General features: G+C 38.6%; 12 protein-coding genes. 3 read left to right on the plus strand and 9 right to left on the minus strand.

Going from position 1 to position 13,036, the window contains the following annotated elements; all coding sequences use genetic code 11:
• Positions 1 to 129 precede the first annotated feature (129 nt).
• On the plus strand, positions 130 to 621 hold the full coding sequence (locus NBG71_RS11605; protein WP_072063676.1) for a YajQ family cyclic di-GMP-binding protein: 492 nt from the start codon (positions 130 to 132) through the stop codon (positions 619 to 621).
• A gap of 78 nt (positions 622 to 699) precedes the next feature.
• Here the strand turns inward: NBG71_RS11605 and NBG71_RS11610 are convergent, their stop codons facing one another.
• The 7 genes from NBG71_RS11610 to NBG71_RS11640 form a co-directional block, all read right to left on the minus strand.
• Positions 700 to 2,070 carry an MFS transporter gene (locus NBG71_RS11610; protein ID WP_075671999.1) on the minus strand — a complete coding sequence of 457 codons (1,371 nt, stop codon included), beginning with the start codon at positions 2,068 to 2,070 and terminating at the stop codon, positions 700 to 702.
• A 173-nt stretch (positions 2,071 to 2,243) separates the two neighbouring features.
• Entirely contained in the window at positions 2,244 to 3,128 is an 885-nt protein-coding gene (cyoE, locus tag NBG71_RS11615; protein WP_069368580.1) for a heme o synthase, read from the minus strand.
• Positions 3,129 to 3,139: 11 nt separating this feature from the next.
• Positions 3,140 to 3,472 (minus strand): cytochrome o ubiquinol oxidase subunit IV, encoded by a 333-nt coding sequence (locus tag NBG71_RS11620; protein WP_006535101.1) that lies wholly within the window; start codon positions 3,470 to 3,472, stop codon positions 3,140 to 3,142.
• A complete protein-coding gene (locus NBG71_RS11625) occupies positions 3,472 to 4,083 on the minus strand; it encodes a cytochrome o ubiquinol oxidase subunit III (protein ID WP_036932890.1) in 612 nt (203 codons plus the stop codon). Before NBG71_RS11625 ends, NBG71_RS11620 begins: the two co-directional genes overlap by 1 nt.
• Positions 4,083 to 6,065: a cytochrome o ubiquinol oxidase subunit I gene (gene cyoB, locus NBG71_RS11630; protein WP_075671997.1), complete on the minus strand. Its 1,983-nt coding sequence runs from the start codon at positions 6,063 to 6,065 to the stop codon at positions 4,083 to 4,085. The genes NBG71_RS11625 and cyoB overlap by 1 nt, the downstream gene beginning before the upstream one ends.
• A gap of 4 nt (positions 6,066 to 6,069) precedes the next feature.
• Positions 6,070 to 7,020, minus strand: a complete 951-nt coding sequence (gene cyoA / locus NBG71_RS11635; protein ID WP_075671995.1) for a cytochrome o ubiquinol oxidase subunit II — start codon at positions 7,018 to 7,020, stop codon at positions 6,070 to 6,072.
• A gap of 496 nt (positions 7,021 to 7,516) precedes the next feature.
• Complete coding sequence (locus NBG71_RS11640; RefSeq protein ID WP_075671993.1) at positions 7,517 to 8,278, minus strand: nucleoside-specific channel-forming Tsx family protein; 762 nt, start codon at positions 8,276 to 8,278, stop codon at positions 7,517 to 7,519.
• Positions 8,279 to 8,645: 367 nt separating this feature from the next.
• Here NBG71_RS11640 and dbpA point away from each other — a divergent pair, with 367 nt between their 5' ends.
• Positions 8,646 to 10,019, plus strand: a complete 1,374-nt coding sequence (dbpA, locus tag NBG71_RS11645) for an ATP-dependent RNA helicase DbpA (protein WP_250916870.1) — start codon at positions 8,646 to 8,648, stop codon at positions 10,017 to 10,019.
• A 76-nt stretch (positions 10,020 to 10,095) separates the two neighbouring features.
• Here the strand turns inward: dbpA and ampG are convergent, their stop codons facing one another.
• Positions 10,096 to 11,616 (minus strand): muropeptide MFS transporter AmpG, encoded by a 1,521-nt coding sequence (gene ampG / locus NBG71_RS11650; protein WP_075671989.1) that lies wholly within the window; start codon positions 11,614 to 11,616, stop codon positions 10,096 to 10,098.
• 56 nt (positions 11,617 to 11,672) lie between these two features.
• Positions 11,673 to 12,251, minus strand: a complete 579-nt coding sequence (locus NBG71_RS11655; protein WP_156733047.1) for a YajG family lipoprotein — start codon at positions 12,249 to 12,251, stop codon at positions 11,673 to 11,675.
• 340 nt (positions 12,252 to 12,591) lie between these two features.
• Here NBG71_RS11655 and bolA point away from each other — a divergent pair, with 340 nt between their 5' ends.
• Complete coding sequence (bolA, locus tag NBG71_RS11660) at positions 12,592 to 12,906, plus strand: transcriptional regulator BolA (protein WP_075671985.1); 315 nt, start codon at positions 12,592 to 12,594, stop codon at positions 12,904 to 12,906.
• The last annotated feature ends 130 nt before the right edge of the window (positions 12,907 to 13,036 follow it).

Genomic DNA, 13,036 nt, shown 5'->3' on the forward strand with positions numbered 1-13,036 from the left:
ACAGTTTCTCCGTAAATTCTCGCCCAATGTGAAGTGACTCCATAAATTTGTTATTGAATGTGCAATGCTTTTTTGCAACCCTAAAAGAAGCTATTATTCGGGTTGTATTTATTTATTGAGGAAGAAAGAATGCCATCTTTTGATATCGTATCTGAAGTTGACTTACATGAAGTGCGTAATGCTGTAGAAAACGCACAACGTGAACTGACTACTCGCTGGGATTTTCGTAACGTTGAAGCAAGTTTTGAATTAAACGAAAAAGCAGAGTCAGTGAAAACGACCAGTGTATCTGAATTTCAGGTTCAACAATTACTAGATATTCTGCGTGAGAAAATGGCAAAAAGAGGGATTGATGGTGCAGTATTAAATATCCCTGAAGAGATGACTCACAGCGGAAAAATGTACAGCGTAGAAGCCACTTTAAAACAAGGTATTGATACAGCTTTAGCGAAAAAAATTGTTAAGCTGATCAAAGACAGTAAGTTGAAAGTTCAGGCCCAAATTCAAGGTGAACAAGTGCGTGTTACAGGTAAATCGCGCGATGACTTACAAGCCGTGATGAAATTAGTAAGAGAAGGCGAGTTAGGGCAGCCCTTCCAATTTAACAATTTCCGTGACTAATTGTTCATCTATTTAGTCATACAAAAATGCGCTGTTGAATCAGCGCATTTTTATTTCATCTAATAAGCTTACTGCTCTTCAAACTAAAGGGATCAGAGCCTCTAATGTTGCTCTTGGCGTCTTTTTAGTATCAACCTTGATATAGGCACTTTGTTCATCCGCCATAATCACAACTTCATTAACACCGGGTTGTTGCTTAAATAATTGTTGTAGTTGCTGTTGTTGGCTTGAAGATAAACTTTCAGGTAATTCAACACGTAAGCTACTGACATAAGAAGGTTGGCGTAATGTTAGGCTAATAAAAAACCAAATAAGACCAATTACTAAACAGCCTAAAAATACAGTCTGCGCACTATAATGCTGGTAAAGCCATCCTCCTAAAATTCCACCTAATGCCACACCTAAAAATTGGCTAGTGGAATAAATTCCCATTGCTGTGCCTTTATAACCTGCTGGTGCTTCTTTACTGATTAATGAAGGAAGAAGTGCTTCCATAATATTAAATCCAATAAAGAAAACTTGAATACCTGCAATAATTAACCACAAGCTAGAGCCTGAAATAATCAAAATAACTTGAGCAAGAATAAGTAAGAAAATGCAGAATAAGAAAACTTGTTTCATTTTTCGTTTCTTTTCTGCATAGATAATAAAAGGAAGTACAGTAATAAAGGCGATAAGCATGGTAACTAGATAAACAATCCAATGTTTCTCTTTCGCTAAACCTGCGCTACTCATAACCAGAGGAAGTGCAACAAATGCGGCCATTAATAAAGTATGTAGTGAAAAAATACCTGTATTCAATTTAAGAAGTTGTGCATCAAATAAAACCTTTTTTACGCTACCACGAACAAAGCCTGACTCTCGATTAAGTATATGGTGTTCGCTATTCGGCACAGTAAAAAGCGTAATAATAATGCCACCAAAGGCGAGTAGGGCTATTCCCCAAAATAGGCCATGTAAACCAAAAATATGCGTTAAAATCGGCCCTAAAACTAAGGCTAAAGCGAACGTTATCCCGAAGCTAATCCCAATAAAAGCCATTGCTTTTGTTCTATTTTGTTCTCGTGTTAAATCTGATAATAAAGCCATTACTGCAGCTGAGATAGCGCCAGCACCTTGTAATGCTCGACCAATAATAATGCCGTAGATATTGTCACTGAGAGCCGCAATCAGACTACCAATAATAAAAATAATTAAGCCAAAAACAATCATAGGTTTTCGACCAAATTTATCAGAGAAAATACCAAAAGGAATTTGGAATATAGCTTGTGTTAATCCATAAATACCGATGGCTAATCCAATCAGAGATTCTGTTGCGTGTTGTAGTTGAAGCCCGTAGGTGGTTAAAACTGGGAGTACCATAAACATGCCAAGCATGCGAAGAGAAAAAACAGTACCTAGTCCCCATGTTGCTTTGCGCTCTAATGGGGTCATTTTATTATCATTCATGGATTACCTCGTATTACTGATCCCCTCATTGTAATGACATTTTCTAGTGAGGTTAATCAATAAATGGGATACAAAAAAGACAAAACTGTACTGATATCATGCGAAGTCGTAAAAGAGATAAAAAAATACCAGTCAGAAGACTGACTGGTATTTAGGTTATTTTAATAAATACATTATCTTAGATACGCAAGAACCGCTTCTGTTGAGCTTGTTGGATCAACAGACATCATTACGCTTAACGACGTGATTGCGACAATTGAGAAAATAAATAATTTTCTTGCCCACACAATATCATTGGTTGCTTTGTAACCAGATAATGCCATGCCTAACCACCAAATACTGACAGCTGAAGCCACAATCAGGTATTTATAGCCTGCATAACCGACTAATGTCAGCATTAAGGTTGCGATCATAAACGCCAGAATATAGAGAATGATATGACGTTTAGCGACTGAGATCCCTTTAATTACAGGTAATACAGGGATATTTGCAGCTTGGTAGTCTTTAAAACGGAAAATAGCAATGGCATAAGAGTGAGGCATTTGCCACAAACTAAAGATAAGTAATAGGATTGCCGCGCCTGCATCAAATTCACCGCTAACGGCACAATAACCGATAACAGGAGGTGCAGAGCCAGATAAACTTCCAATCAGTGTGCCATAAACAGATTTACGCTTCATGTAGAGGCTATAAACCCCAACATAAATAATAAAACCGAATACAGCGATAAACATTGCAAGTGGGTTGGCTGCTACATAGAGCAGCACAACACCTGCAATACCTAATACTGAGGCATAAATCAGGCTAATTCGAGGGTCAATTAATCCTTTAACTAATGGACGATTCTTCGTTCTTTCCATGATACGGTCAATATCACGGTCAATATAGTTGTTAAAAACACAACCAGAAGCAACGACCAGAGACACCCCAAGTAGAGTCGCGAAAAATAGGGAGTAATCAATCTCACCTTTAGAAGCGAGCAGAAAACCACCTATTACAGAAATTAAATTTCCGAAAATAATTCCTGGTTTGGTGACTTGTAGGTATTGCTTAATCATAGCGACAACTCTTAATCCATCATCATATTGATGTTCAGGTTGTACATAATCCACAACGAGCCTACGACAACAATGCCGATAATAAGCAGTGTGAACAGGAATGCGACGACGTTCCAGCGCTCTTCTGATGACGTGTTCATATGCAAGAAGCAGACTAAGTGAACCACAATTTGCACAACTGCCATACCGACAACAGTCCATAGAATTGTTGCTGGTGTCGCTGTTCCTTCCATCACCATCCAAAATGGAATAACGGTGAGGATAACAGACAGAATAAAGCCAATCAGATAAGACTTCATGCTGCCGTGGCTTGCGCCTGAAGGAGAAGTATTTGGATGACTCATTACATCGCTCCCATCAGATAAACTACGGTGAACACACAGATCCAGACAACGTCAAGGAAGTGCCAGAACAGACTTAAACAGCTTAAACGAGTACGGTTAACTTCAGTTAAACCACGGCGAGATACTTGGATCATCATAATCACAATCCAAATTAAGCCAGCCGTTACGTGAAGACCGTGTGTTGAAACTAATGCAAAGAATGCAGATAAGAATGCACTGCGATCTGGGCCATAACCCTCTGCGATTAGCTCATGGAATTCGTAAACTTCCATGATGACGAAGCCTAGGCCGAATAAGAAAGTAACAAATAACCACAGATTAACTTGGCTAACGCTACCTTTGTTCATGCTCAGCATAGCGAAACCAAAAGTGATACTACTAAATAGCAGTAAGAAGGTTTCAACTAAAACAAACGGTAAGCTAAAAATTTCTTTACCTGAAGGGCCATCCGCAATCCCGTTAACAAGCACCGCATAAGTGGCGAATAAGCTGGCAAACAGGATAAGGTCGCTCATTAGGTAGATCCAGAAGCCGAAAACTTTCGTCGCTCCTGCATCGTGGTGCCCATGATGCTCATGGGCGTTTGTGTTATTTACAGTTTGAGTAGACATTATTTCACACCTGCTTTTTTCAGTTCTTCATAATGCTTATTCTCGAGAGCTTCAATTTCAGGTACTTGGACATAGTAATCCACATCTGTATCAAAGCTTTTCACGATCCAAGTGACAATCATGCCAGCGAAACCAACGATAGCTAACCACCAGATATGCCAGATCATGGCAAAACCAAGTACTAAGCTGAATGCTGAAATAATCACACCAGCGCCTGTATTTTTAGGCATATGGATTGGTTCGTATTTAGTTGGACGCTGATAAGCGGTGCCTTTTTCTTTTTGATCCCACCATTCATCACGCGTTTGAACATTAGGTTCAACGGCAAAGTTATAGAAAGGAGCAGGTGAAGAAATTGACCATTCCAGAGTACGTCCTCCCCACGGATCTCCCGTTAAATCACGGTTTTGATCACGGTCACGGATACTGACGTAAATCTGGACAACTTGGCAAGCGATACCGATAGCAATTAGTGCAGCACCACCCGCAGCAACCATCAGCATTGGATGGAACTCTGGGTTGATGTTTTGGCTGATACGACGAGTCATACCCATAAAGCCAAGAATGTACAGTGGCATAAAGGCCATAAAGAAGCCGATAAACCAGAACCAGAATGCACGGATACCCCATTTTTCATTCAGTGTGAAACCAAATGCTTTAGGGAACCAGTAAGTCATACCAGCGAAACAGCCGAATACCACACCACCGATAATAACGTTATGGAAGTGAGCAATTAAGAATAAGCTGTTATGTAGAACGAAGTTTGCACCCGGAACGGCTAACAGAACCCCAGTCATCCCCCCAACAGAGAAGGTGATAAGGAAACCGATAGTCCACAACATTGGGCTTTTATATTCGATACGGCCTTGATACATCGTAAACAGCCAGTTAAAGATTTTAACCCCTGTTGGTATAGCGATGATCATCGTGGCGATACCGAAGAAGGCATTGACATTGGCGCCAGAGCCCATAGTAAAGAAGTGGTGTAACCAAACGATAAATGACAACACGGTAATAACGACAGTTGCACCAACTAATGAGGTATAACCGAATAACCGTTTTTTAGAGAATGTTGCTGTAACTTCAGAGAACACACCAAATACAGGCAGAACAAGGATATAAACTTCTGGATGACCCCAAGCCCATACAAGGTTGATGTACATCATCATGTTACCGCCCATATCATTGGTAAAGAAGTGCGTACCAAGATAGCGGTCTAAAGTTAGTAACGTAATAGTGACTGTTAAAATTGGGAATGCAGCGATAATCAGGACGTTAGTACATAAAGCAGCCCAAGAGAATACTGGCATTTTCATCATGCTCATACCCGGCGCACGCATACGCAGGATAGTGGCGAAGAAGTTAACCCCAGTTAGAAGCGTACCAATACCAGATATCTGTAAACTCCATATCCAATAATCGACCCCGACTCCTGGGTTATATTCCAGACCAGAAAGTGGTGGATAAGCTAACCAACCTGTTTGAGCAAATTCACCGATACCCAAAGAGATGTTGATTAATAACACACCAACAACAAAGAACCAGAAGCTCAGTGAGTTAAGGAAAGGAAAGGCAACATCACGAGCACCAATTTGTAAAGGTACAACGAGGTTCATCAAACCCACAACAAAAGGGGTTGCCATGAAGAAAATCATGATAACGCCGTGTGCGGTAAAAATCTGATCATAGTGATGAGGTGGTAAGAAACCGGCTTCACCAGCAGAGGCGAGCGCTTGTTGGCTTCTCATCATAATCGCATCGGCAAAGCCACGGAACATCATGACCATTGCAACGATGATATACATAATACCAATTTTTTTATGGTCAACGCTGGTTAACCATTCACTCCATAACCATTTCCATTTACGAAAATAAGTTAGTGCACCAACAACAGCAAGCCCACCAAGAACAATACCGAGTAAAGTGACTACGATAATTGGTTCATGTAGCGGGATTGCATCAAGAGTTAATTTTCCGAACATGCCTTTATTCCTCTGCTCCTGCATGCGCCACATGGCTCATGTTCATATTCATTGTTGCATCAGCATGTGCTGTCTGATTGCCACTGGTGTGAGCGCCATGACCTGTGTGACCAAATTTAGAAATGGTCTCTTGGAATAACATTGGCTTCACGCTTGAATAGTAGGTCACTGGATTTTTCTGGCTTGGTTTAGCAAGTTCATTAAATGCAGCGGTCGTATTTAACGTATCTGACGATTGTTTGACTTTTTCAACCCACGCATCGAAACCGGCACGATCAGGTGTCGCAATCGCTGTAAATTTCATATCAGAGAAACCGTGTCCACTATAACTTGCTGACATTCCTGGATATTCACCAGGCTCATTAGCAATTAAGTGCAGTTTAGTTTGCATTCCTGCCATCGCATAGATTTGTCCACCTAAGCGAGGGATAAAGAATGAGTTCATGACTGAGTCAGAAGTGATTTTGAAATTAACAGGAACATTAGTAGGGAAAGCCAGTTCATTTACTGTTGCAATACCTTGTTCAGGATAGATAAATAACCATTTCCAATCCATTGAAACAACTTCAATGGTGACAGGTTTTTCTGTGGACTCTAATGGTTTGTAAGGATCAAGTTCATGGGTTGTTTTCCATGTGATGCTTGCCAAAATCACAATAATGATAATTGGCACAGTCCAAACGACGAGTTCAATTTTATTTGAGTGAGCCCAGTTTGGGCGATAGGTGGCTTTAGTATTGGATTCACGGTAGCGAAAAGCGAAAACAATCACCATCAGTATTACCGGTATCACAACAATTAACATTAAACCAAGCGCAATGAGGATTAATGTTTTTTGCTCAGCGCCGATAGCGCCTTTGGGATTCATTAACGCCATATCACAGCCACTCAATAGAAGAGCTGCTGCTAATAGCGAGAGTGTCCCAATACTTTTTATGTATTTCATAAGTCTCATCCAACGACCCAAATGACAAAGGTTCTATTGTTGTTTCATCAGTATCAGTAAGGACATTTTACGGTAAGGTTGCGACAGTGTAAACAATTGTAATGGTAAGTAAGTGGTTGGTTAGTCTTTTGTGTTAATGTGATCACAAGTAATTAAAATATTAAATAAATGTTAATTTAATTATTGCGTATTAACTATAATTTCATAAAGTATCATGTTTTTAAAATAAATACATATTTTTACAAATAAAAATGCAATAAAAAGTGTAAGAAAACGTATTCTGATTAAAAAAGTAACAAATTAGAGGTCGGAGGAGAGTTGATGGGGAAAATCCTTTTTATATTGATGTTTAATATCCATATTTGATGCTTGTATGATTTTTAATATGGATAATTAGTGATTTGATGAATGTTTATATCCAATGAGAAATATTTTCATTAAGTGATAAAAAGAGGTTACAGCGGATAAAAATCGATCCGCTGTAATAAAAATTAACAATTTCCTATCAGAAGTTATATTTCAAGCTATATACAATGCCATCTTGCAGAAAACTCTCTCCTAACTTTTTATAAGCATAACGATACTGAATTCCAGTAGTGATAGATGTTGTCGGATGCCACCAAATGGCTAAAGCGCCATTAATGCCATTTTTACCTCCATTGCCATAACGTTTGTGTCGTTGGAATTCCATTTCATGCCAGTTTGTTAGGCTAAATTTTTGATTTTTTATATTAAAATCATATCCAGCAACCCAACCAGCCACATAACCGTTGTTACCTGAATATTTAGATTGATCGACATAATGAAGGGCAATAAAAGGTTTAAACCATAAATTAGCAATTTGTGTGTTATAGCCAAAGCCGTAAAGTGTATTTACTTCATGGAAGTTACCACCATATTTTTTACCAGGGAGTGACCATGTACCGTAAACATGTCCGTATAGATTGAAATGACTTTCACCTAAATAAATGCGGCTTGTTGCTTTAACGGTATAACGTTGATTATCACCCGGTTGCGCTTTTCGAGGATTAAATGGATTTTCAAGATCAAAAAAGCCGTAAAACTCACCCCATGAAAAGTTAGCGCCACCTTCAAGTTCTAAATAGGCAAAATCATCTTTATGAGAAGATTGCCCTGTTTTGTGTGTTGTATGTGTTGTCCAATCCAAGTAGTTAATACTAGCGCTTGCAAATCCTCCTAAATAGCTTGCCTGAGAAGGTAAAGAGAATGTTGTTGCGATGACAAATAAAAATGATTTTTTGATCATAAATTATCCCGATGGCTTATGGCCAATTATGGTTGCGGTGAATGTTCAGTTTTTCTTTTTTATTAGAATAATAAACTATAAAAATCCTTTTTATAGAAATTTGAATTTAAAATGAGATCTATTTCTAGAATTTTGATATTAGTTTAAAAAATGAGAAATTTTGTATTTTTTTATTTTATTTTTTGAATTAATAGCAAAAATAAAAAAGGAGTTTTTGATAAGAAGAGGAAATTTAAGGAGATAATGATAGAAAATGGCTCTTAGATGAAAAAGTAATATGAACAGCGTAAAAATACCTCACGACACGGGAATAAAGGGATAGTATCATTAACCCATATTCGTTTTTATCTTACTTGGAATTTTCATTGTGACCTCATTTGCTGAACTTAACGCACTTCCTACAGAACAACTCGCTAACCTTAATGAATTGGGTTATCTCACTATGACTCCAGTTCAAGAAGCTGCTTTGCCCGCCATTCTTGAAGGAAAAGACGTTCGAGCTCAAGCAAAAACAGGTAGTGGTAAAACAGCTGCTTTTGGTTTGGGTGTTTTGCAACATATTGATGCAAAACAATTTAATACCCAATCACTTATTTTATGCCCAACGCGAGAACTTGCTGATCAAGTTGCAAATGAATTACGTCGCCTTGCTCGTTATCTTCCCAATATCAAAGTACTGACACTGTGTGGTGGTGTTCCATTTAGCATCCAGCGTGATTCATTAATTCATGCTGCACATATTATTGTTGCAACGCCGGGTAGATTACTTGATCACATAAGAAAAGAGACTGTTACTTTAGATGATGTGAAAACATTGGTATTGGATGAAGCAGACAGAATGTTGGATATGGGATTTTTTGATGATATCAACGACATTATTTCTCGTATACCAACTGCACGTCAAACATTGCTCTTTTCTGCAACTTGGCCAAATGAGATCGCAGCAATTAGCCGTAAAATCCAGAAAGATCCAGTCACTATTGAGATAAACTCTGTTGATGAACTTCCGGCGGTTGAACAGCAGTTTTATGAAATATCTCGTCATGGAAAAATAGGATTACTGCAAAAACTTTTAAGTCGTGAGCAACCAGCTTCTTGTGTGGTGTTTTGTAACACGAAACGAGATTGCCAAGATGTGTATGAAACACTGACAGAAAGCAACCAAAGTGTACTTGCTTTACACGGCGATATGGAACAAAGAGAGCGTGACCAAACGCTTATTCGCTTTGCTAATGGGAGTTGTCGTGTATTAGTAGCAACAGATGTTGCGGCTCGAGGACTAGATATTAAAGCGTTAGAAATGGTGATTAACTACGAATTATCGTGGGATCCTGAAGTGCATGTTCACCGGATCGGTCGTACAGCTAGAGCGGGCGAAAGTGGATTGGCTATTAGCTTTTGCGCACCAGAAGAAATTCAGCGAGCTAATGCGCTAGAAGAGATGCTTCATATGAAGATAAATTGGTTACCAGTACCAACTGGGCTACAAATTACGCCTCTTGAAGCAACAATGGCAACATTATGTATTGATGGTGGTAAAAAAGCCAAAATGCGTCCGGGTGATATTTTAGGCGCATTAACGGGCGATATGGGTTTCAATGGTGCCGACATTGGTAAAATTATGATTAACCCAACACATGCTTACGTTGCCGTAAAACAATCTATCGCCAAACAAGTTTGGAAACAGCTACAACAAGGTAAAATCAAAGGTAAAGCGGTAAAAGTAAGATTGTTTAGATAAATTCTCTTTACAAGAATGCAAAAGGACAGCTTAAGCTGTCCTTTTTTATGGCGCATATTTTAAGAGGGTAATAAAATTAATATGTTGTTTTCTTAAGGGCTAAATAATCTAAGATTGTGCCAAAGACAAGGCTTATCGCACCAATAATAACACCGTATAAAAAGAGTGTTGAAGCCCAAGAACTTAATCTATTAGTATCTATTGACTGAATAAAATCAACAGATTGGAATATTTCTAAAGTCGGTAGTGAATTTGTAATAACAAGAATTAAACTACAAATAAAGAAGAAAACAGTCAGCATCAAACCATAAATAGCAAAACGGTACTGTTTAATAAATAAAGTTCTTCTAAGGAATTCACCTGTTTTTTGTGTATAAATAAGTGTATTTTTCGAAATTAACAACAAGATAAGACCAGGTACAGCAGCAATAATAGAAAAAAGATAAAATGCTTCCCAACCGTGGCTTTCAACATACCAGCCTGCAACGGGGCCTACATAAACACGACCAATGGCAGAGAGAGCTGAGAGTAACGCAAATTGTGTTGCTGAAAAGGAAAGATGACAAAGAGTCATTAAGAGGGCAACAAACGCAGCTGTTCCCATTCCCCCACAAATATTTTCAAATGCAACTACCGCACCCATGCTATAAATACTTTGCTCAGAAACAGCTAAATACCAATAACCAATATTTGAACCACCTTGCAAAATACCAAAAATCATCAGCGCTTTAAATAAACTCCAACGGCGCATTAATAAGCCACCTAGTAATGCCCCAACAATAGTGGCTGCAAGTCCAAGTGTTTTATTCACTAATCCTACTTCACCGGCATCAAATCCAGCACCGCGAATAAGAAAGGTGGTACTTAAACTTAGGGCAAAGGCATCACCCATTTTATACAGCACAATAAGCAGTAAAATTAGCCAAGCATTATTGCGAGAGAAGAATTCATATAAAGGCTCAATAACAGCTTCATAGAGTGTACGTGGTGGCTTTACGGCGGTTTCTGGCTCTTGAGCAAGTAATGTGGCGATAATACCAATCCCCATTAAGGCAGCCATTAACCAGTACATGTTTTGCCAGCCAATATATTTATCAGCTAACCAAAGCGCCATTCCTCCTGAAACAAGCATTGCTATGCGATAGCCTAATACAGAAACGGCAGCACCAGTACCACGCTCATCTGCTTTTAATATATCTGTTTTATAGGCATCAAAAACAATGTCTTGTGAAGCAGAACAAAAGGCAACGATGACTGCTAGAGAAGCAAGCCACCATAAATGCTCATTAGGATTTAGAAATCCCATCCCTGCAATACCAATCACTAACCCTATTTGAGTGAGCAACATCCATCCTCGGCGACGGCCAAGAAAAGAAGGGGTATAGCGATCCATAAAAGGTGACCAAAGGAATTTAAAAACATAGGCTTGTCCCACCAATGAGAAAAAACCAATGGTTTTTAAATCGATATCTTCTACTGTCATCCATGCTTGTAATGTACCCGCGGTTAACGCCAGAGGTAATCCAGAAGTAAAGCCAAGTAATAGAAGAATAAATGATTTATACCAAGTGGTTTGTTTGAAGGCGGGCTGAACCATGCAAAAATTCCTTTCAACGACCTGTTTGAAACAACAGGTCGTTTATTCTAATAAAATTAACGGGCGTTAGATTTGATAAATTGACTGACTGAAGCGTCTTTTGCCATATCGTTAACGAGTTCACTTAAGACATTGTTAATCGCAGCGGCAATTTTCTCATTAGTTGCACCAAATGGACCTTGAACATTGTAGCTAGTACGGAATGTTTTGGTATTAGAACTGCCATTCGGTAAGGTGACGATAATTGAAATATCCGCTTTTGCACTGATATTATGACGAACACTTCCTTCACCTACATCTGCATTGAGTTTATTGATAACAATAATCACATCAGCAGAAGCCGGGGAACCTATCATAAAACCACGGGCTGTCATTTGTTTTTGTAAAACTTCTTGCATTAAAAATGCAATATCACGAGTTGGAACAAGGGCTTCTAATTTACCGTTACGGTTGATTTCCGCTAAGTTTTTTGATGCACGTTTGTCTTGGCTTGAAATGTTCAGTGAAATAGGGCGCATTGTTGGATCCGCGGCAGGAACTGACATCACAGGCTCAATAGATAATTTGTTACTAGGAGTTGCACAACCTGAAAGCAGAGTTAATGCAAAAACAGCACAGAGTAAATTTTTAATCATGAGGTAATCTCGGTTAAATATGTCTGTTGTGTTAACAAGTAGAATAGGCTTCAAACTTTAGCCTATCATACCACTGCTGATAGGTTGCTAATATCCCCTTAGCGAACGAAATTATCTGATTTTATCAATTGATTTTATTTCAAATTACTCTCGTTTTTACTCATGTATTTGACAATATTCGGTCAATAGTTTTACTCAAGATGAAAAATAAGCGATTATCATCAGCAAAATTAAAAAGAATAAGCTCATCATTTCGTATTGATAAAGACTAAATCAATATAGTCTGGTTGACTTATTTTTTATTCGCCATGGTATAAAGGCTAGAGTATTAGGGGCAGAGATGATCCGTGATGATATTGAGAATAAGCTGATTTCACGCTTTTCACCGCATTTTTTACAAGTAATAAACGAAAGCCATCGCCATAATGTGCCCGAAGGCTCTGAAAGCCACTTTAAAGTCATTATCGTTAGTGATGATTTTAATGAAAAACGTAGTGTTTCGCGCCATCGTGATGTGTACCAAACATTAGCTCATGAAATGGAAAATGGTGTTCATGCATTAGCATTACACACATTTACTTTGAGCGAATGGAATGAACAACAGGATAAAGCATTACGCTCTCCTGGGTGTCGTGGCGGAAGCCAAGAAGATTAACAACCTTATCGTTAATCGTGAGTAAATAGATCCTAAGATGCGTATTTTTTGTTCTTTATAGAGGAAAAAAGGGGCGAGTTGCTCGATTTTATGAAAAAATTGAGGAATAAAACGGCTCTTTCTCGACTCA

Source organism: Proteus sp. FZP2095 (genome assembly GCF_023701425.1).
GTDB lineage: Bacteria > Pseudomonadota > Gammaproteobacteria > Enterobacterales > Enterobacteriaceae > Proteus > Proteus cibarius.